Source organism: Aquabacter sp. L1I39 (genome assembly GCF_017742835.1).
Classification (GTDB): Bacteria; Pseudomonadota; Alphaproteobacteria; order Rhizobiales; family Xanthobacteraceae; genus L1I39.
In genome coordinates this window covers 4,988,578-5,009,388 of sequence record NZ_CP072392.1, presented here as the reverse complement: position 1 = coordinate 5,009,388, position 20,811 = coordinate 4,988,578, and the positions used below count along the sequence as shown (strand labels likewise).

Annotated in this window: 17 protein-coding genes; 8 read left to right on the top strand and 9 right to left on the bottom strand. The window is 68.6% G+C overall.

Annotated elements, in window-relative coordinates; all coding sequences use genetic code 11:
• Positions 1-130: 130 nt before the first annotated feature.
• The 3 genes from J5J86_RS22645 (at position 131) to J5J86_RS22635 (ending at position 6,498) form a co-directional block, all read left to right on the top strand.
• Positions 131-1,681, top strand: coding sequence for an MFS transporter (locus tag J5J86_RS22645; RefSeq protein WP_209102356.1), 1,551 nt, complete (start codon positions 131-133; stop codon positions 1,679-1,681).
• Complete coding sequence (locus J5J86_RS22640) at positions 1,681-2,949, top strand: glycosyltransferase (RefSeq protein WP_209102354.1); 1,269 nt, start codon at positions 1,681-1,683, stop codon at positions 2,947-2,949. Before J5J86_RS22645 ends, J5J86_RS22640 begins: the two co-directional genes overlap by 1 nt.
• A 69-nt stretch (positions 2,950-3,018) precedes the next feature.
• On the top strand, positions 3,019-6,498 hold the full coding sequence (locus J5J86_RS22635) for a bifunctional cytochrome P450/NADPH--P450 reductase (protein WP_209102352.1): 3,480 nt from the start codon (positions 3,019-3,021) through the stop codon (positions 6,496-6,498).
• A gap of 6 nt (positions 6,499-6,504) precedes the next feature.
• Here J5J86_RS22635 and J5J86_RS22630 read toward each other — a convergent pair whose 3' ends face one another.
• On the bottom strand, positions 6,505-7,782 hold the full coding sequence (locus J5J86_RS22630) for a M28 family peptidase (protein WP_209102351.1): 1,278 nt from the start codon (positions 7,780-7,782) through the stop codon (positions 6,505-6,507).
• Positions 7,782-8,684: a LysR substrate-binding domain-containing protein gene (locus tag J5J86_RS22625; RefSeq protein WP_209102349.1), complete on the bottom strand. Its 903-nt coding sequence runs from the start codon at positions 8,682-8,684 to the stop codon at positions 7,782-7,784. Before J5J86_RS22625 ends, J5J86_RS22630 begins: the two co-directional genes overlap by 1 nt.
• A gap of 122 nt (positions 8,685-8,806) precedes the next feature.
• Between J5J86_RS22625 and J5J86_RS22620 the strand changes: the two genes are divergently transcribed.
• The 5 genes from J5J86_RS22620 (at position 8,807) to J5J86_RS22600 (ending at position 13,431) form a co-directional block, all read left to right on the top strand.
• Entirely contained in the window at positions 8,807-9,562 is a 756-nt protein-coding gene (locus J5J86_RS22620; protein ID WP_274706646.1) for an amino acid ABC transporter ATP-binding protein, read from the top strand.
• A 60-nt stretch (positions 9,563-9,622) separates the two neighbouring features.
• Positions 9,623-10,438 (top strand): ABC transporter substrate-binding protein, encoded by an 816-nt coding sequence (locus J5J86_RS22615; protein ID WP_209102348.1) that lies wholly within the window; start codon positions 9,623-9,625, stop codon positions 10,436-10,438.
• Positions 10,439-10,563: 125 nt separating this feature from the next.
• On the top strand, positions 10,564-11,229 hold the full coding sequence (locus J5J86_RS22610) for an amino acid ABC transporter permease (RefSeq protein WP_209102347.1): 666 nt from the start codon (positions 10,564-10,566) through the stop codon (positions 11,227-11,229).
• On the top strand, positions 11,216-12,490 hold the full coding sequence (locus J5J86_RS22605) for a M20/M25/M40 family metallo-hydrolase (RefSeq protein WP_247657777.1): 1,275 nt from the start codon (positions 11,216-11,218) through the stop codon (positions 12,488-12,490). The genes J5J86_RS22610 and J5J86_RS22605 overlap by 14 nt, the downstream gene beginning before the upstream one ends.
• Complete coding sequence (locus J5J86_RS22600; RefSeq protein WP_247657775.1) at positions 12,487-13,431, top strand: arginase family protein; 945 nt, start codon at positions 12,487-12,489, stop codon at positions 13,429-13,431. Before J5J86_RS22605 ends, J5J86_RS22600 begins: the two co-directional genes overlap by 4 nt.
• Before the next feature lie 12 nt (positions 13,432-13,443).
• Here the strand turns inward: J5J86_RS22600 and J5J86_RS22595 are convergent, their stop codons facing one another.
• The 7 genes from J5J86_RS22595 to J5J86_RS22565 all read right to left on the bottom strand — a co-directional run bounded on the left by J5J86_RS22595 (position 13,444) and on the right by J5J86_RS22565 (position 20,761).
• Positions 13,444-14,214 (bottom strand): class II glutamine amidotransferase, encoded by a 771-nt coding sequence (locus J5J86_RS22595; RefSeq protein ID WP_209102346.1) that lies wholly within the window; start codon positions 14,212-14,214, stop codon positions 13,444-13,446.
• Positions 14,215-14,254: 40 nt separating this feature from the next.
• A complete protein-coding gene (locus tag J5J86_RS22590) occupies positions 14,255-16,024 on the bottom strand; it encodes an N-acetylglutaminylglutamine amidotransferase (RefSeq protein WP_209102345.1) in 1,770 nt (589 codons plus the stop codon).
• Positions 16,025-16,086: 62 nt separating this feature from the next.
• Positions 16,087-16,377: a hypothetical protein gene (locus J5J86_RS22585; protein WP_209102344.1), complete on the bottom strand. Its 291-nt coding sequence runs from the start codon at positions 16,375-16,377 to the stop codon at positions 16,087-16,089.
• Between the two features lie 142 nt (positions 16,378-16,519).
• Positions 16,520-16,759, bottom strand: a complete 240-nt coding sequence (locus J5J86_RS22580) for a hypothetical protein (RefSeq protein WP_446698641.1) — start codon at positions 16,757-16,759, stop codon at positions 16,520-16,522.
• Positions 16,760-16,877: 118 nt separating this feature from the next.
• Positions 16,878-17,879, bottom strand: coding sequence for a PAS domain-containing sensor histidine kinase (locus J5J86_RS22575; RefSeq protein ID WP_209102343.1), 1,002 nt, complete (start codon positions 17,877-17,879; stop codon positions 16,878-16,880).
• Positions 17,880-18,010: 131 nt separating this feature from the next.
• On the bottom strand, positions 18,011-19,726 hold the full coding sequence (locus J5J86_RS22570; protein WP_247657774.1) for a CocE/NonD family hydrolase: 1,716 nt from the start codon (positions 19,724-19,726) through the stop codon (positions 18,011-18,013).
• A 72-nt stretch (positions 19,727-19,798) separates the two neighbouring features.
• On the bottom strand, positions 19,799-20,761 hold the full coding sequence (locus tag J5J86_RS22565; protein WP_209102341.1) for a Bug family tripartite tricarboxylate transporter substrate binding protein: 963 nt from the start codon (positions 20,759-20,761) through the stop codon (positions 19,799-19,801).
• Positions 20,762-20,811 lie beyond the last annotated feature (50 nt).

Below are 20,811 nucleotides of genomic sequence, written 5' to 3'. Positions count from 1 at the left end.
GAATGATGGACGCCGCCGCCGGTGCAGGCCCTGGACAAGCTCTGCCGTGCACTGGACACTCCGGACCATGTAACCGTTCCCGCACCTGATCGTCCCGGCGGGGCGTATCGGTCCGCTTGAGGTCCGTCGCATGAGTGAGGCGTCCATAGAGAGCCGGCAGCGCTGGTTCACGGTCTTTGCGGCGGCCGGCGCCCTGGGCATGATCATGATCGACGGCACCGGCACCGCCGTGGCGCTCCCCTCCATCCAGCGCGACCTGATGCTGAGCCACGGGGCGCAGCAATGGATCATCACCCTCTATGCGCTCACCGTGGCCGTCGCCATCGCCACCGGCGGGCGTCTGGCGGACGTCGCGGGCCGGGCGCGCATGTTCCGCGCCGGCGTGGTGCTGTTCGCCTTCGGCTCGGCCGTGAGCGGGCTTTCGGTGAACCTGCCCATGCTCCTGTGCGGGCGCGCCTTGGAGGGGCTGGGCAATATCATGATGGCGCCCGCCGCCGCGCTGCTGGCCACCGAGGCCTTCGGCCCCACTGGGCGCGGGCGCGCCATGGGCCTCTATAGCGGGCTCGGGGGGCTGGCCATGGTCATCGGCCCCATCGTCTGCGGGGCGCTGGTGCAGGCGGGGAACTGGCGCTGGGCCTTCTTCGTCAATCTGCCGCTCGCCGCCCTCGTGCTGGTGCTGCTGGCAAAGGCGGGGCCTGCCGCCGCCAGCCCGCGCAGCGGCACTTTTCGGCCGGCCCACAGCTTGCTCTTGGCGGCGGCGCTCGGCCCCATGGTGCTCGGCCTGCAGCAGAGCCATTCCTGGGGCTGGACCTCGCCGCTCACCGTCGGCCTGATCGCCAGCGGATGCCTGCTGCTGGGGGTGTTCATTCTCACCCAGGCGCGGGCAGACGACCCGCTGGTGGATGTGCGCCTGTTCACGCGGCGGCAATTCAGCGCCGATGGGGTCGCCCTCTTCTGTGTCCAAAGCGCCATTGTGGGGCAGTCAGCCTATGGCGCCATCTTTCTCCAGCGGGTGCTGCATTTCACGCCCCTGGAGTCGGGCCTGGCCATGCTGCTCTTTCTGGTGCCCATGTTGATCTGCGCCCCGCTCTCGGGGGTGCTGTATGACCGCCATGGCGCGAAGCTGCCGGTGGTGGCGGGCCTCAGCCTCGCCACGCTCGGATTCTTCCTGGAGACCCAGGCCCTGCCGCGCATGGATTTCGCCCATATGGTGCCCGCCTTGATCCTGCTCGGCGCCGGCATCGGCCTTTGCGTCTCCCAGACCTATACGGACGGCACCGCCCAGGTGGCGGAGAGCCAGCGGGGCCGGGCCTTTGGCGCCCTGGATACGGTGCGTCAGCTGGGCGGCGCCATGGGCATGGCGGCCATTGGCACGGTGGTGGTGGCCATGGAGCGCGGACGCTTCCACGCCATCGCCGAGGCCTCGGGCGTCGAGGGGGCCGCGCGCGCGCAGCTGGAAGTCATCATGGGGCAAGCCATTTACGGCAATGAGGAGGCCGCGCGGGCGCTCGCGGCGCAGGCACCGGCGGTGGCCGAGGCCCTGCGGCTCAGCGCGGCGCGCAGCATCGCCGATGGCTATTATGTGGGATTCATCATGCTCGCTGTCGCCTTGCTCGCCGTGATCGTCCTGATGCGCGGCCGTCCCAACACGACCGGCGCGCCCGTAAAGGTGACCATCTGATGCGCATCGTCCTCGCCTCCCTCGGCTCGCTCGGCGACCTCTTCCCCATGCTGGCGGTGGCACAGGCCCTGAAGGCACAGGGCCATGAGCCGGTGGTCGCCGCCCCCGCCGCCTATGAGAGCCGCATCACCGCCCTCGGCCTGCCCTTCCATCCCCTGCGGCCGGACTTTCCGCCGGAGGTGCTGACCCATATTTTCGGCGACCCGGTCCATGGCGGAAAGCGCCTCTATCTGGAAACCCTCTTCCCGCGCGTGCGCGAGACCTATGCGGACCTCATGGCCGCCGCACAGGGCGCCGATGCCCTGGTGGTGGGGGAACTGGTCTATGTGGCGCCGCTGGTGGCGGCCAAGCTCGGCCTGCCCTGGGCCAATGTGATGCTCTCGCCCACCACCTTCATGTCCGCGCTCGACCCGTGCGTCCTCACCTGGTTCCCGGCCGGCTACCATCTGCGCCATCTTGGCACCTGGCCGCAGCGCATCCTGCTCAACATCGCCCGCCGCATGTCCAATAAGTGGGGCGCGCCGCTCACGGCTCTGGCGCAGGAGCTGGGGGTGGAGACCCATGGCGGTGTCCTGTTCGAGGGCAAGTTCTCGCCCCATCTGGTGCTGGCCCTGTTCTCCCCCGCCTTCGGCCCGCTCCAGCGGGACTGGCCGGCGGCCTCGGTCCAGACCGGCTTTCCCTTCCTGGCCCAGGCGCCCAACCCGGAAACCGCCGCGCGCATCACCGCCTTCCTGGCAGCGGGGCCGGCGCCGGTGGTGTTCACGCTCGGCACCACCGTGGTGCACCTCGCCCACGACTTCTACCAGATCGCCGCCGACACGGCGCAAGTCCTCGGCCGGCGGGCTGTCCTGCTCATGGGCAAGAATGAGCCGCCCAAGGCTCCCGCGGACCAGGTCCTCGCGCTGGACTTTGCCCCCCATGCGAGCCTCTTTCCCCATGCGGCCGCGGTGGTTCAGCATGGCGGCGTCGGCGGCTGCGCGGAGGCGCTGCGGGCCGGCGTGCCGGTTCTGACCATTCCCGTGGGCTTCGACCAGCCGGACAATGCCGAGCGCCTGCGCCGCATGGGGGTGGGCGCGGTGCTGCCCCACACGCGCGTCAGCCAGGAGACCCTGGAGCGTGCCTTGCGCGCGGTGCTCGCCGACACCGACATGGCCGCCCGTGCCAAGGCGGTGGCCGCCGCCATGGACCCGGAGGGGGACATGGCCCGCAACGTGGCCGCCATCGAGGCCATGGTCCGCCGCGCGCCGCGCGCGTCCACCGCCGCTTGACCGTCCCGATCCGGCCCGCATCCCAAACGAGGCCCCGAGGGGCCGAAAACACGTCCCAAGGAGTTCCCCATGCCGCAGACCCCTGCGCCTCCCGCCCTGAAGCGTGTGGATCTCGCGCACGGGGCCGACACCCTCAAGGTGGGCTGGTTCCCCGGCGCCAGCGGCGCGGCGGTGCGCGAGGCCGTGCGCGCGGCGGCGGGACTTGCGGCGGAGGTGGCCTTTCATGTGGAGACGGCGGACGGCATCACCGTCGCCCTCGACGACAGCCTGCCGGACGGCCTTCCCTTGCGTCTTGTGGTGGAGCATGCGGCGCCGGCCCCTGCTGCGCCCGCGCCCGCCGCCCACCAGGCGGTGCCCGGCCCCCGGCCCTATCCCATCGTCGGCAACCTGCCGGAGCTGCACAATCCGGACGGCGTGGTGGCCGCCTTCGGCGCGTTGCACGCCAAGCATGGCGATTTCTTCGCCTTCGAGGTGGTCGGCAAGCGCACCTATCTGTGCGCGGACGCGGACATGGTGGCGGAGATGTGCGCCGCGCCGGACGTGTTCGCCAAGCTGGTGGAAGGGCGCGGCGGCCTGCGCAACCTCGCCGACAAGAGCGTCGGCAGCGCGCTCTTCACCGCCTCCGACGATGACCCGCTCTGGCACCAGGCCCACCGCATCCTCGCCCCCGCCTTCGGCGCCACGGCGCTGAAAAACTATTACGGCCGCATCGTCGAGGTGGCGGACGACCTGCTCGCCCATCTCGAACGCCTCGGCCCCGGCGAGAGCTTCCTTGCCACTGAGCTGATGACGCGGATGACCTTCGAGGCCATTTCCTATGCCGCCTTCAACCGCCGCTATGGGGCGATCGATACGCCGGAGCTGCCCGCCTTCGTGGAGGCCATGAATGTGGTGCTCACCGACGCCATGGCCGAGCCCAAGCGCCTGTTGCCGGAGGTCTTCTATCACGAGGTCCGCAAGCGCCGCACGGCGGCCGACAAGGTGATGCTGGAGGAGGTGGAGGCCATCATCGCCGAGCGCCGCGCCGCCATGGCGTCAGGCGAGACGGTGCCCGCCGACCTGCTCCAGGTCATGCTCACCACCCCCGACCGGGTGACCGGCCAGAAGCTGCCGGACGACAATATTCGCGGCCAGCTCATCGTGCTGCTTATTGCCGGGCACGAGACCACCTCGGGCATGCTGGCCTATGCGCTCTACCACCTGTGGAAAAATCCCGAGGCGATGGAAAAGCTCATCGCCGAGGTGGACCGGGTGCTCGGCCGCGACTTCTCCTACATCCCCACTTATGAGGATGTGGGGCGGCTCGACTACACCCAGCGGGTGCTGAAGGAGGCGCTGCGGCTGTGCCCGCCCGTGCCCATGTTCCCGCGCTATGCCACCCGCGACGCCACGCTCGGAAACGGGCGCTACGATGTGAAGAAGGGCGAGCGCATCTTCGTGTCGCTCACCACCTTGCATGCCAATCCGCGCTTCTGGGGCGCCGATGCCGCCGTCTTCCGCCCCGACCGCTTCGCGCCGGAGGAGGAGAAGCTCCACCATCCCCACGCCTACCATCCCTTCGGCATGGGCGCGCGTTCCTGCATCGGCTTCCAGTTCGCCCTGCTGGAAGCCAAGATGGTGCTGGCACGCCTCGTGCAGCGCTTCACGGTCCGGCCCAAGGATCCCCATTACGTGCTGCGCCACAAGCAGGCGCTCACCGTGAAGCCCGACCATCTGGACATGCTGCTGGAGCGCCGGCCGGAGGTGAAGGGCCGCTTCCCTGTGCGCCCCGCCGCCGCCAAGGCGGAGGCCGTGTCCGCCGCTCCGGTGGCGGGGGGCGGGCGGCCCTTGCGCCTGCTCTACGGCTCAAACATGGGCGGCTGCCGCGACATCGCGCTCGCCCTCGCCCAGCAGGCGGCGGCGCGGGGCTATGCGGCCAGCGTGGCGGAGCTGGACGAGCAGGTGGGCCAGCCCTGGCCCACGGACGGGGCCGTCGTGATCATCACCTCCACCTATAATGGCACCCCTCCGGACAATGCCGCGCGCTTTGCCCAATGGCTGGCGAGCGCCCCGGCGGGCGCCTGTGCGGGGGTACGCCATGCGGTGCTCGGCTGCGGAAACACCCAGTGGCACCAGACCTTCCAGAAATTCCCCAAGACCGTCGCCACCCGCCTCGCCGCACTTGGCGGCACGCCCCTCCTGGAGGCGGGCACGGCGGATGCGGACGGCGATTATGAGGCGGCGGTGGAGGCCTGGACCGCCGCACTCTGGCCGGCGCTGGACGCGGCCTTCGGCGGTGCGGCGGACACAGATGCGGCGGAGGCGGACGCCTTCGCCGAGGCGCCCGCCGTGAAGGTGGAAATGGCCAATTTCGCCGGCACCGCTTCCGGCGCCGCGCCCCGCTCCGGCACGCGGCTCGATGCGGGCGCCGTGATGGTGCCGGTGCGCATGAACCGGGAATTGCTGGGCGCGGGCGCCCAGGGCTCCACGCGCCACATCGAGATCCCGCTGCCCACCGGCACCTCCTATGCGGCGGGCGATCATCTGGCCGTCTTCCCCACCAACCCGCCGGCTTTGGTGGCAGCGGCCGCCGCCCGCTGCGGCCTGGCGCCGGAAACGCGCGTGCTCCTGACCCCGCTCCATCCCCACGCCGCCGACGAAGCCGGCCTGCCGTTCGGCGTGCCGGTGAGCGTCGGCGAGCTTCTGGCCGAGCATGTGGACCTCGCCGGCCCCGTCACCCGGCGCGACCTGCGCGCCTGGGCGCAGGCGGCCCAATGCCCGCCGGATAGCGCCCGCATCGCCGCCTGGCTCGCCGACTTCCCCCACGCGGTCGCCGAGGCCAAGCCCCGCATGGAGGATCTGCTGGCGCAGGTGCCCTCGGTGAAGCTCGATCTCGCCACCATGCTCACCGTGCGCCCGGCCCTGAAGCCGCGCTATTATTCCATCTCGTCCTCGCCGCTCCTGTCGCCGGAGGCGTGCACGCTCACCGTGGGCGTCCACCATTTCGTCTCGGCCGACGGGGTGCGCCATGACGGGCTGTGCAGCACCTATCTGGCTGAATGCGCCGAGGGCACGTCGGTGCGGGTGCTGGTGAAGGATACGGGCAGCACCTTCCACCTGCCGGCCGACCCCACCGTTCCGCTCATCCTGGTGGGTCCGGGCACCGGCCTTGCCCCGTTGCGCGGCTTCATCCAGCAGCGTCACGCCCAGCGCGCACAGGGGATGGAGGTGGGCCCGGTGCAGCTCTTCTTCGGCTGCCGGGACGAGAGCGACTATCTCTATCGCGAGGAGCTGGAAGCCTATGAGGCCGAGGGCACGCTCGGCCTCCTGGCGGTGGCCTTCTCCCGCCGGGCGGGGACGCCGAAGACCTATGTGCAGGACCTCCTGCGCCTCCATGGGAATGCCGTGCGCGGCGCGGTGGCGGCGGGCGCGTCCATCCTCATCTGCGGCAATGCCCGCACCATGGCCCCCGACGTGCACGCCGCGTTCGCGGAATTGCTCGGCGCCGAGACGGTCAAGGCGCTGGAGGACAGCGGGCGCTATCTCCAGGATGTGTGGGCGGCGGGGTGAGGCCACTCACCCCACCCGCGCTCGCCACCCCGCGGCCTCTTCGGGCGATGCCGTGCAGGCGGCCACCAGCAAGGCGGCGGTGAGGGCGGCGGCGCGGGGGAGTTCGCCGGGCTGCACCTTGTCGCGCCGGTCTTCGGGGGTCAGGACGAGGCGGACGGCCGCCTCCGGCTCGTCATAGCCGGCCACCAGGCGGAAGGCGGGGATGCCGGCGGCGGCGAAATTGGCGTGGTCGGAGTTCTGCAGGAAAGGCCGCACGCAGCGCAGCGGATAGCCGGCCTCGTCCGCCGCCCGCAGCAGGAAGGGCTCCAGCGCCCCATAGCCGCTGGTGAGCGCCGCATGGCGCGCGCCGCCCACCACCGTGTCCAGATTGATGTCGAGGGCGATGCGCTCGCGCTCCTGCGGCGTGAGCCCGTTCACATATTGCGCCGAGCCGGTGAGCGCCCATTCCTCGGCACTGAAGAAGGCCAGCCGCACGCCGCGCTGGAAGCCCGCCACAAGGGACGCCACCGCCCGCATCACCGCAAGCGCCACCGCGACGCCCGAGGCATTGTCCATCGCGCTTTCATTGATGTCGTGGCCGTCCACATGGGCGCTCAGCACCACAAAGTCCGGCCCCTGCCCCGGCAGGTCGAACAGCAAGGTCGCCGTCTCGCCCGGCCGGTCCTGCGCGGCGAGATGAAAGCGCACTTTCGGCCGGCCGGCGGCGGTGCGGGCAAGGCGCGCGGCGGTCTCGGGCGAGATGCCGGCGGCGGGAATGCCGGGCTCGTCACCGGCACGGCCGGACGAACCCGCCACAGCGCCGCCCGCCACGGGGCCGGCAATGAGAAAGCCGACCGCCCCCATCTCCAAGGCCATATTGTATTTGCGGCGGCGATGGATGGTGCCGGCCACGAACATCAGCTCATGGCGCACCAGCACGATGCGCCCGGCAATCTCGGCGCGGTGCGCCTCGAACTCTTCCGGCGTGCCCCGGCCGAGGTCGATCACTTCAGCTTCGAGGCCCTCGGCCGGCGTCGGCCGGCTGCGCACCAAAGGATGGCACGGCGCAGTGCTGCCATCGGCAAAGGCGAGAAAAGCCCCCCGCGCCGTCCAGCCGCCATAGGCCACCGGCACCGCTTGGGCGGGCACGCCGGTTGCCTGTGCGCCCCGCTCCGCCACATAGGCCATGGCGTCCGCTTCGGCCTTCGTGCCGGCGAGCCGGCCGCCGAAGTCGCACAGCGCGTCGAACTCCTCCTGGAGGCGGGCATCGGCGGCGAAGACGGACAGATCGGGCAAGGGGCGCATCAGGGCTGCTCCACGGGCGACAGGAAGGTGCCCATGTGGGCGTCGAGAAGATCGAGGAAGTTGCGGGCGATGGCCGAGGGCACCCGGTCCGCAGAATGGAAGACGGCCACCTCATAGAGGACGGCGGGCGCGAAGGGCCGCACCTCCAGGCCCAGCCCCTCGAACTGGGCGGCGGAGGCGGCATCCACGATGGAGACGCCGAGCCCATGGGCCACCATCATGCAGATGGCGGCGAACAATTCCGAGGTGGCGACAATGTTGAGATGCGCGTCCGCCGCCGCGAACACCTTCTCCACCAGATGATGGGCGGCCCATTGCCGGGACATGGAGACGAAGGGCACGCCGGAGAGGAGCGCCGGCGTGAGCACTTCATGGGCAGCCAGTGCATGGCCCTTGGGCAGAATGGCGCGGCAGGCCATGCGATAGCGGGTGAGGGTGAGCCCCGCCGGGTCCACGGAGGCCTCGGCAATGCCGATGTCATAGGTGCGCGAGGGAAAGAGCGAGCGGACCATGTCCGAGTTGCGGACGCTCAATTCCACCCGCGTCTCCGGCCGCGCCTTGCCGAAGGCGGCCACCACCGGCGGCAGCAAGGTGACGCCCGCCATGGGGTGGCTGACGATGGTGAGCGCCCCCATCTCGCCGGTGCGGATCTGCTCGGCCACGCGGCTGAGGTCGTTGATCTTGGCGAGCGTGCGCTCCACCTCCTCGCGGAAGACGAGGGCCTCGGTGGTGGGCCGCACCCGGTTGCCCGAGCGCTCGAACAGGGAAAAGCCCACCTCCGCCTCCAGCCGCGCGATCTGCGCACTCACGGCCGGCTGGGTGAGCCCCAACGCGCCCGCCGCCTGGGTGACGGAGCCGGCATCGATCACGGCGCGGAAGGCTTCAAGGAGGCGATAGTCCATTTGCATAAATTTTGGTTATTGCCATTTTTCGTTTGCTCGTCTGGAATATGAAGGAGCCTTGGAACACGAGGCAAGAAGATCATAACGCAAATTTATGGTCAAGTTTGTCGAGGGAGCCCGCATTGGTTGTGCCGCTGATCGCCGCCCATGAGGTGAGCAAGAGCTTCGGCCCGGTGGAGGTGCTGCGGCGCGTGGATCTCTCCATCCAGACGAGCGACGTGGTGTGCCTCATCGGCCCCTCCGGCTCGGGCAAGACCACGCTCTGCCGCTGCCTTGCCTTGCTGGAGCAGCCGAGCGCCGGCACGGTGGTGATGAACGGCGTCACCATTTCCTCGGCGCGGGACAGTTCCGAGGAGCGCCGCTCGGCGCGCGAGGTGCGGCCCGACATCGGCATGGTGTTCCAGCACTTCAATCTCTGGCCGCACATGACCGTGCTCCAGAACATCATCGAGGCGCCCTTGCGCGTGAAGCGCATGAGCCGGCCCGCCGCCATCCAGATCGCCGAGGCACTGCTCGCCAAGGTCGGCCTCTCCGACAAGCGCGACGTGCATCCAAGCCGCCTGTCCGGCGGCCAGCAGCAGCGCGTCGCCATCGCCCGGGCGCTGGCCATGTCGCCCAAGGTGCTTTTGTTCGACGAGCCCACCTCCGCGCTGGACCCGGAATTGCGCAACGAGGTGCTCGCCGTCATGCGCCAGCTCGCGCTGGAGGGCATGACCATGGTGGTGGTGACCCACGAAATGGGCTTTGCCCGCCAGGTGGCGAGCCGCGTCGCCTTCATGGATCGCGGCGAGATCGTCGAGGAAGCCCCGCCCGAGGCCTTCTTCACCGCGCCCGCCAGCGACCGCGCCCGCCGCTTCCTGTCCCTGCTTCAGGACTGACCCTCACCCGAACACAGACAACGGCCGCCAAAGGCCGGGCCAACCCCAGAGGACCAAGCCATGACCCTGCCGCTTCCCAAATTCCTGCGATGGGCCGCCGCCGCCGCGCTGACCGCCTGCATCGCCGCGCCCCTGCCCGCCGCCGCGCAGGCGGTGAATTCGCGCCTCAACGAGATCACGAAGAGCAAGAAGCTGCGCGTCTGCCAGTATCCGCTCTATTATTCCATCTCCTTCCGCAACCCGAAGACGGGCGAGATCGAGGGCATCGACGCCGATCTCTCCAAGGAGCTGGCCAAGGAACTGGGCGCGCAGCTGGAGATCGTGGAATCCAGCTTCGGCACCTTCATCGCCGACCTCCAGGCCAATAAGTGCGACATCGGCATGTTCGGCGTCGGCGCCTCGCTGAAGCGGGCCCAGGCGGTGGAATTCTCCAAGCCCTATCTCATCACCAACATCTATGCGGTCACCCGCAAGGACGGGCCGGTGAAGACCTGGGCCGACATTGACAAGCCCGGCATGAAGGTGGCCGTGACGCTCGGCTCCTATATCGAGCCCTTCATGAAGACCTACCTGAAGAATGCCGAGCTGATCTCGGTGGCCCCGCCCAATACCCGCGAGGGCGAACTGGTGGCCGGCCGCGTGGATGTCATCATGACCGACTTCCCCACCGCCGTGAAAGTCACCGACGAGTTCGACTGGGCCAAATCCATCGAGCCGCCGGAAAAGCTGGCGGTGACGCCCTATGCCTATGTGATCAACCAAGGCGACCAGGTGTGGCTGAACTATGTGAACCTCTTCATCGACACCATCAAGCTGGATGGCCGCCTGAAGAAGTATGCCGAGAAGAACAAGCTCGGCCCCATCGTCGCCCCCTGATGTCCTGAAGAAGTCGCCGGCGCCTGCCTTGGCGCCGGCCCGCTCGCCCCATTCCGCGCCAGCCCCGCCGCGCTGCGCGCACGGGCCGGCGCGTCCACCCCGAGGCGAGCAGCAGGAGGCCCGCCGTGAACTCTTATACGTTTCGCTGGGACATCATCTGGAGCAATTTGGACTTCCTTCTGTCCGGCCTCCAATTGACGCTCATCATCTCCGCCACCTCGCTGGTCTTCGCGCTTCTGGGCGGGCTGGTTCTGGCGCTGTTCGACATGTCGAAGTTCCGGCTCTTGCGGGCCTTCAGCCTGACCTTGGGCGAGATCATCCGCAACACGCCCATCCTGGTGCAGTTGCTGTGGGTCTATTATGTGCTGCCCATCGTCTTCGGCATCCGCATCTCGGCGCTGGCGGCGATCCTCATCGGCCTGTCGCTCTACATGGCGGCCTTCATCTCGGAGGTGTACCGCGCCGGCATCCAGGCGGTGCCCAAGGGCCATCGGGAGGCGGCGCAGGTGCTGGGGCTGACCCCGGCCCAGAGCTTCATGCGCATCGTGATGCCGCAGGCCATCCGCATGACCTTGCCGCCGCTCGCCTCCAACTTCGTGCAGCTCATCAAATTCTCCTCGCTGGGCTCGGTCATTTCGGTCAGCGAGATCACGCGCCGGGGCATGGAATTGTCCTCCACCACCTTCCGGCCGCTGGAAATCTTCACCTTCATCGCCGTGGTCTATTTCTTCATCTGCTGGCCCCTGGCCATGGCCATCCGCCTGTGGGAGCGCCGCCTTGCCCGCCAGTGACCTTTCTTGCCTCCACGACCGCCTGATGGCGCAGGTGGAGGCGGGCCGCGAGGCCCTCGTGGACACCACCCGCCGGCTGGTGCGCATCGCCTCCCCCAACCCGCCCGGTGATGTGACCGCGATCGCTGAGACCGCCACAGCCCTCCTGGAGGCCATCCCCGGCATGACCGTGCAGCGCTATGAAAGCGCGCCCGGCATCATCAACCTGGTGGGCGTCCTCTCCTCCGGCCGCCCTGGTCGGCGGCTGGTGCTGAACGGGCATCTGGACACCTTCCCCATTGGCGAGGGCGCCTGGAGCGTCCCGCCGCTGGGCGGCGTGCTGGAGGATGGCCGGATCTATGGGCGCGGCGTCTCCGACATGAAGGCGGGCATCGCCTCTTCCCTGCTGGCGGCCCGCATCCTCGCCGGCCATCAAGACCACTGGTCGGGCGACTTGGTGGTGACGCTGGCGGGCGATGAGGAAAACATGGGTTCCCTTGGCTCCCGCTGGCTGCTGGAGAACGTGCCGGAAGCCGCGGGCGATGCCATGCTGTGCGGCGACGTGGGTTCGCCCACCGTGGTGCGCTTCGGCGAGAAGGGCCTGTGCTGGGTGGAGATCGAGGCTGAGGGACAGCCCGCCCATGGCGCCCATGTGCATAAGGGCGAAAACGCCATCGACCGCCTGCGCGACGCGCTGGATGCCCTGAAGCGCCTGGAAGACCTGCCCGTGACGGCCCCCGCGGAGGTGAGCGCCGCCATCGCGGCGGCGAAGCCCGTCTCCGAGCCTTTGTCCGGCGCGGGCGAGGCGGCGACGCTCCAGCGGGTGACGGTGAATATCGGCACCGTCCAGGGCGGCATTTCGCCGAACCTGGTGCCGGCCGCCGCCACCGCCGCCGCCGACATCCGCATTCCCGTAGGCGTGACGCTGGAGGCGGTGGAAGACGCCCTTCATGCCGGGCTCGATGGCCTTGAGGGCGTCACCTGGCGCATCATCCGCGCCTATCCGGCAAGCTACACCTCGCCCGGCCATGAGATCGTGACGCGCACGGTGGACGCCGCCGCCCGCGTGTTCGGCGCACCGCCGGTCAGCAACATGCGGGTGGGGGCCTCGGACGCCCGCATCTACCGCATGTTCGGCATTCCCAGCGTGGTCTTCGGCTGCACGCCGTTCAACATGGGCGCGCCCGACGAATACATTCTCGTCGACGAACTGGTGGCGGTGGCGAAGGTGCACACGCTCACAGCCTTCGACTTTCTCGCGCAGGAAAGCCCCCTGTCATGAAACCCTCGGAAATGAGCAGCGCCGCCCTCATGCACCAGGGCGCCGGCTTCATGGGCGTGCCCTGGGCGGGTGATGCCACAGGCGCTAAGGCGGCCATTCTCGGTGTGCCCTTCGATTGCGGCACCCATCCCTTCCGCATCGGCTCGCGGGAAGGGCCGCGCTCCATCCGCGAGCAATCCGCTCTCGTGCGGCCCTATGAGAGCGAGCGGGCCGACTTCGACGTGCGCGAAGCCTTGGGGCTGGTGGATTGCGGCGACGTCACCCTCACCCCCGGCCGCATCGAGGACGCCTTCGCGCGCATCGAGGAGGCCGCCTTCCGCATCGCCTCCACCGGGGCCACCGTGGTCGGCTTCGGCGGCGACGGGTCGGTCTCCGTCCCGCTGGTGCGCGCCGCCGCGCGGCTGTGGCCGGACCTGTGCGTGCTCCATGTGGACAGCCACACCGACTGCCACCCGGTGAACCCGGAACACCCCTATGACGCCGCCAGCCAGTTCAGCCATGTGGCGCTGGAGCAGCGGGTCTCGGCCAGCGCCTCCTACCATGTGGGGGTGCGCGGCTCCACCTACCGGCCGGGGGTCGCCGACCACACCCGCAGCCTCGGCTACAACATCATCACCATGACCGACTATGTGCGGCGGGGCGAGGCGGATGTGCTCGCCGAACTGCACGAGGTGATGGGGGGCCGGCCGGTCTATCTGTCCTGGGACATGGATTCCTTCGACCCCTCCGTGGCGCCGGGCGTCTGCACGCCCACCTGGGGCGGCTTCTCGGCGCGGGAGGGGCTGCACTTGCTGCGCGGCCTGTCCGGGCTGAACATCGTCGCCGTGGACATCAATACGGTGAGCCCCGGCCATGATGTGCAGGGCATGGCGGCGCATCTGGCCGCCTATCTCGCCTATGAGATCCTGCTGCTGATCCACGCGCGGGGCGCGGGAGTTTAGAGGCGGATCCCCTCACGCCGCCAGTGGCAGCACCGAGACGGGGCCGCCGGACGGGGCGCACAGCGCCGATTGCGGCGGCACCTCGATCCAGGTGGAGCGGTCATCGTCCAGTGGCTCGGAGGCGATGAGGACACCGTTCTGGGCGGCGCGGTAATAGAGCGAATTCGGCCGCGCATTGACCCCATAGCGGAAGGCGTAGAGATGCACGCCGTCCGACAGCGCGGCGGTGAAGAGGAACGGGTCCGACCCCGCCAGTTCCGCCACACGCGCCAGGAACCGCCCCACCGCCGCAACCGGGTTCGGCTCCGCATCCTCCGCCAGCCCCTGCCCCATGAGCGCCAGGAACAGCGCCTCGGAATCGGTGGAGCCGGCCCGCGCGCCATACATCTCGTCGGGGATCATGCCTTCCACGGTGCGGCGGAGCGCGATCCAGTTGGCGAGATACCCGTTGTGCATGAACAGCCAGCGGCCATAGGCGAAGGGGTGGCAATTGGGCCGCGTGACCGGCGTGCCGGTGGCGGCGCGCACATGGGCGAAGAACAGCCGCGAGCGCAGATGCCGGCTGAGGGAACGCAGATTCTCGTCCGACCAGGCCGGCCGGATCTCCCGGTAGACCCCCGGGTCCGGCAGATCGTCATACCAGCCGAGGCCGAAGCCGTCGCCGTTCATAGCCATGGTGGATTCCAGCGCCTTCTGGCTCTGCACCACCAAGGAATGGGACGAGCGCGTCACATAGCGGTCGAGTGCAATGGGTTCGCCCGAATAGGCCATCCACCGGCACATGCATCCTCCTCCTTTACGAATGGTCGCGGCCGGCGCCCCGTCACGCCGCGTGGGTCTGGAGCCAGTGCTCCAGGACGGTCACCTGCCAGAGCTTGGAATGACCCTTGGCCGTGAGATTCCCCTCGGGATCGGCCAGCAGGCGGTCCACATAATCGCGCCGGAAGATCCCGCGCGTGCGGGCCGCCTCCTGGTTCAGCACGTCCCGGGCGAAGTCGAGATAGGGCCCGCGAATGTATTTGAGCGCGGGCACGGGGAAATAGCCCTTTGGCCGGTCGACCACCTCCGCCGGCAGGATGCGCCGGGCGGCCTCCTTCAGGATGTGCTTGCCGCCCGACTGCACCTTCAGCTCGGAGGGAATGCGCGCCGCCAGCTCCACCATCTCGTGGTCGAGGAAAGGCACGCGGGTTTCGAGGCCGAAGGCCATGGTCATGTTGTCGACGCGCTTGACGGGATCGTCCACCAGCATGATCTCGGTGTCGATCTGCAGCGTCTTGTTGATGGGCGAGGTCTCGCCGCAGCGTTCAAAGAACGCCTCCACGAAGGCCCGGCTATGGTCGGCGCCCAGGAGGTCCGGAGAGAGCGCCTTGGCCATCTCGTCGTGGTCGCGGTCGAAATAGAGCGCGGCATAGTCGGCCACCGGATCGGCGGAGGTGAGCATCTTTTCGTGCCAGTGATAGCCCGCGAAGGTCTCGTCCGCCCCCTGCCCGCTCTGCACCACCTTCACATGCTGCGCCACCTCCTGCGCCAGCAGATAGAAGCCGACGCAATCGTGGCTCATCATGGGCTCGGACATGGCGCCGATGACGCCGGGCAGCGCCTCCAGCACCCGTTCCTGCGGGATCACGATGCGCTGGTGGTCGGTGCCATAGGTGCGGGCGATGAGGTCGGAATATTCAAACTCGTCGCCCTTGAGGCCGTTCACGCTCTCAAACCCCACCGAGAAGGTGCGGATGTCGGAATGACCGAGCCGCGCCAGCAGCGCAACGAGCAGCGAACTGTCCACCCCGCCGGAGAGGAGCACGCCGATGGGCACGTCGGAAACGGCGCGGCGTTCCACCGCCGTCTGGAGCGCCTGGGTGAGCGTCTCCCGCCATTCCTCCTCGCCCATCTCGGCGGCATCGAAGCCCTCGCCCATGCGCACCGACCAATAGACGTGCTCATGGCGCCGGCCATCGGGCTCCAGCGTCAGGACGGTGGCCGGCGGCAGTTTGCGCACGCCGCGAAAGAGCGTGTGAGGGGCCGGCACCACGCTGTGGAAGCTCATATAATGATGGAGGCCCACCGGATCGATGGCGGTGTCCACCCCGCCCCCGGCCAGCAGCGCCGGCAAGGTGGAGGCGAAGCGCAAGGACGCGCCCACCTGCGCCAGATAGAGCGGCTTGATGCCCAGCCGGTCGCGGGCCAGCACCACGCGGCCCGTCCACATTTCCCAGATGGCGAAGGCGAACATGCCCTGGAGGCGCTTCACCGCGTCCGCGCCCCAGGCATGATAGGCCTTCAGGATCACCTCGGTGTCGCCCTGCGAGAAGAAGCGATAGCCCTTCGCGGTCAATTCCTGGCGCAGGTCGCGGAAATTGTAGATGCAGCCGTTGAACGCGATGGCGAGGCCAAGGTCCGGGTCCACCATGGGCTGCTGCGAGGTGGCCTTCAGGTCGAGGATGGACAGGCGGCGATGGGCCAGTCCGATCCCGTTTTGGGCGAAGACGCCGGCCCCGTCGGGGCCGCGGGGCGTGAGGGGATCGGCCATGTCCTCCAGCACGCGCATGCGCACGGCGCCGTCCCGGTTCACCTCACCGCAAATGCCACACATTTTGCCTCCTTGATGGTTCTTCCCCCCGTCTCTGTTGCCCTTTTCGTGCCCTGTTTCCCGGCTCAGCGGGGCGAGCGGTCCCGCGAGGGGTCGAAGCAGGTATAGCCGACGAAGCACTGGGCCACGTCGCGGGTGCGGATCCATTCGGGCTGCACGTCCTCCGGCGGCACGCAGAACCCCCGGTCGCGGACGTAGCGATCGAAGGTGGAGGGGCTGGTGCGAATGAGCGCCGCACCATGGGCATTGACCCATCCCCGCGCCTGCGCGCAATTGAGCTGAAGGGCATTGACCTCCTGCGCCGCCGCCGGAAGGCAGATGGCCGTCAGCAGGGCCGCGAGGATGGCTGTTCTCATGGTCTTTCCTCTGGGTCCTCTTCACTCTGCCGGTCCGCGGCCAACCTCAAGCCCCTCTTGGCAAACGCCTGAGAGCGCCGAGCGTTCCGCACCGAGGCGGGATCGCGCGGCATCGGATGGTTCATGGCCAGCTCCCGTCCGGTCAGGCGCCACCAACGCCCAGGACGACGATGCCGGTGCCGCCGCAAGCTGGACAGGGGTGCCCGTCGATACTGCCCCGCCCGCCGCAGTCGGGGCACAGGCCCTCGCCGGTGCCCGGGGTTCCCGGCGCGGCCTCGTCACCGGGCCGGGCCTCTGCCGGTGCGGCGGCGGGAGCGCGATGCCCATCGCGGGTGGTGCCCGGCGTGCGGATGCCGGTTTGGCGGCGGTGATCGTCAGGCATGTCGTCCTCCTGTGGCTTCAGGAGGGTCGAGTCATCCAGCGCCCATCAAGTTCCCGCCGCAGGTCGCCGGATGCCAGCCGGCATTCGCGCGAAAGCCCGTCCGCACCGGGCGGAGCAGCTAGCTGGACCCGTCCAGGCTCCCGAGCGGGGCGATGATCTCCACCCGCAGGCCTTCCGGCGCAAAGCCGAACTCCACCCGCCCGCCAAGGCCTTGGGTGGCGCTCGCCTCCATCAGTTGCGAACCATAGCCCCGGGCCGGCTTGGAGGCCACGGGCGGTCCCCCGCTTTCCTGCCAGCCAAGCCTCAAAAGGCCCGCTTCTTCATCCCGGCGCCAGCCGATCCTGATCCGGCCCTCTCCGTTGGAGAGTGCCCCATACTTGACGGCATTGGTGGCCAGTTCGTGCAGGATCAGGCTCAAGGCCTGAATCGCCTGCGGCCACAGCACGATGGCCGGGCCATCCTCGATCTCCACCCCTCCCTCGCGGATGGGGTAAGGCGCCAGGATGCGCGTGATCACGGACGGCAAGGCGACATCCTGATCGGAAAAAGCCAGTTCATGGGCTTCGACCAATGCACCAACGCGCCCCATAAAGGCGTCCCGGAACGCCTCCGCAGTGACGCCTTCGGTCGGGGCCTGGCGGCCCAGGGAGGCGATCACGGCGAACAGGTTCTTCATGCGGTGGTGTATCTCCCGCAAGAGGAGGTCCTTGGCGGCATCGCGGCGGTGCTGCTCGGTGGCGTCGACAATGGAGAGGAGGAAGGTGTGGCTCTTCTTGTCTGGATGAAACAGTGTCCGTGCGGACAGCAGCATGACCCGCCGGCCGAGATGGGGGAAAGCGTGCTCCACCTTGTAGTTGATCAGCGCGGCGCTCCGGGGCACCACGTCCTGAAGCAGTTGCCGCAGTTCCGGAATGTCCCACTGTCCATTGCCCAGCTCATAGAGAAGTTGGCCCACTGTCTCGAACCTGTCCACTTGAAAGGTATTGAAAAAGGCCCGGCTGGCGCTTTCCACGCGCAAGTTTTCATCGAGCACAAGCAGAGGGTCGCTCACCGTATCGACGATGCTCTGTGCTTGAACGTGGCTGTTGCGAAGCAGGCGGTAGAGGTCTTCCACGTTCATTATCGGCTCCCTGAGCGGGGGCCAAAATACATAAGCTGCGCGACTGCAACAATGGCACGTCCGGCGCGGCTTGCGGCATGACGCCCCCGCCCGTCAGGGCCGCAGCGGCCCGCCGCGACGGTCCGCGCAGTCTAGGCAGGGCGCGGGGGAATGACCGGCAGAAGGAGAAACGCCTCCCGCCCGGGCCCTGTATGGAGGGTCGTCGTCCCCCCAAAGAGGCTCGCGGGGCGGTCCAGGGGGTCATCGTGTAGCCAGGGGCCGGAACCACGATAGGCGGAGGGGTTGTCCGGGTCAGGTGGCCGCTGGAAATCTGCGCCGCGCACATCCAAGGCGAGCCGGAAGCCGGCCGGCAGGATGATGCAGGTGGGCCAGATTTCCACCATCAGTTCATATATTTCACCGGGCCTGAGCGGCTGCTTGTCGTCGTGCGTGTGATAGGGCTGATAGGGACGCGAGCGCTCCGGGCACAGCTTGCGATGCGAGGCGCGCAGCCAGCCCTGAGCCAATGGCGTGTGCGGGTCCACCGTCCCGGGAAACGCCACTTCCACCCCCTCGGGCGAGAAAGCCCGCACGGTGGCGAAAAGATCAGCGTCCGCCGTCGACGAGGAAAGGTGCACCTTCAGCGCCAGGGGGCCGGTCAACTCCACCTCCTGGTCGAGCGGCGCCGACATCCAGCACAGGCCCTCGGACGCGGCCTCGAAGGAGGCCGAGGCGGGCGCCTCGGGCGGCGTCCAGGACAGGCCCCCGGTCGCCGCGTCGAGGTGCAGCCGGGTCCATGAAGTCCGGGCCAGCGGCCACTCCTCTTCCTTGCGCAGCTCGAACGCGCGGCTGAAGGGGCGCCGCAGATGCAGCCACACGCGCGCCTCGCGGTCCCAGCCATTGTCCTCGCCCTTCAGGAAATGGTCGAAGAAGCGCTTCTGAAGCTCCATCCCATAGTCCAGATAGAACCACTCCTCGTGGCGGCCAGGATGGCCTTCCAGCCACTTCTGAGGTGAGGCGGCCTCGGCAAAGGCGGTGAAGTTTCCGCGCGGATGCAGGCCAAAGCCCGCCCAGTTGGCGGCGCTGAGGAAGGGGGTGACCACCTGGCTCCAATCGGGCGAGCGGGCGCGATACCAGGCGTCGTCCATTTCCCGAGCCCGCACATTGGCAAGGGTGGCCATGCGATTGGCGTGAAGCTCTGCCTCCGAAAGCCGTTCGGGGCCAGTGGCTGGCGCCCCCATCCAAGGGTCCGCCGGCCCATTGGGATTGCCATGCTGGACCGAGAGGATCTGGCGCGGATACCAGGTTTCCAGAAACCTGTTGGACAGAATGCCGCCGTGGCGGAAGAAGTCCCGATAGGCGTCAGCCGCGCCCTCCCACGGCACCATGGCGGCGAGGTGCGGCGGCTGGAGCGCCGCCACGTGCCACTGGTTGATGGCATAGTAGGAAATGCCGTTCAGCCCCACTTTTCCGTTGGACCAGGGCTGCGTCCCCGCCCATTCGATCGCATGGTAATAGTCCAGGGTTTCGCGGGGGGAGAGGATGTCGAGATATCCCGGCGAGCGTCCGGCCCCGCGGGAATCCACCCGCACCACCGCATAGCCCCATGGCACCCAGATCTCCGGATCGACGGTCTCCCAAGTCAGCCAGCGATGCTGTGAGCCGGCGAGCAGATCGGGGTGTGCGCGGGTGAGAAAATCCCAGCTGGCCTTGTAGTGGTCCTGGTAGCGCACCCCCTTGCCATAGGGGCCGAGGGTCATGATGACAGGGACGGGCGCGTCCGTGTCCGGACGGAACACGTCGGCCTTCAGTTCCAGGCCGTCATCCATGGGGATGGCGACGTCACGCGTGATGATGAAGTCGGACAAGGCACTCTCCATGGCCCGCTGATGGTGTGCGGTCGCCCTGCGCGGCCGCCGCGCGTCCTGGCGGGAGGACACTCAATCGGAGCTCACGCCCGAACTCTCCACGAGGCCCTTCCACTGGCTAACCAGCTCGCGATACAGGGCGGGAACGTCTTGCGGCTTCTCGCTCGCGGGGCTGACGCCGAGGTCGAGCAGTTGCTTGCGAAGCGCGGGATCCGCGATCGCATCGGAGAAGGCATTGGCCAGCTTGTCGATGATGGGCTGCGGCGTTCCCACGGGGGCGAGGAAGACCTGGAAGCCGCGGGCCTGCGAGAAGCCCTTCACGCCCTGGGAGGCGAGCGTCGGCCAGTCGGGATAGGCGGCCGCGCCCTCCGGGCTGGTGATGCCGATGAGGGTGACCTGTCCCTGGTCCACATAGGGCTTGGCGGACACGATCATGGCGAGGTCGATTTCCCCGGCCATGAGCGCCTGCATCACCGCGCCCTCGCCCTTGTAGGGGACGTGCACCATCTCGATGCCGTTCTCCTTCTTCATCACCTCGCCGAAGAGATGCCCGGCGCTGGCATGGCCGAAGGTGCCATAGGTCAGCTTTCCGGGATTCTTGCGGGCATAGGCGAGCAGGTCCTGCGCATTCTTCACCGGCAGCTTTTTGGAGGCGACGAGCGCCAGCTGGGTCTCGCCAACGCGGGCTATGGGCACGAAATCCTTGATCGGGTCGTAAGGCGGGGTCTTGGTCAAATAGGGCAGCGCCCCATGGGAGGCGCCATTGGCGAGGAGGAGGGTGTAGCCATCCGGCGCGGCACGCCGGACATAATTGCCCCCGATGGCACCGGACGCTCCGGGCTTGTTGTCGACGATAATGACGCCATGCAGCTCCGGGGCGGCCTTGTCGGCCACCTTGCGTGCGAGGATGTCGCTGAGGCCGCCCGCTTGGCTGGGAACGACGATGGCGATGGGGCGCGCGGGATAGTCGTCCGCGGCCCATGCGAGGCTCGGCAGGGCCGCCACCGCGGCGGCGAGGACGAGGCGTTTCAGCATGATTTCCTCCCGTTCTGCCCTGTCTTGGCGCAGGGCCTCGGTGCCTTCTC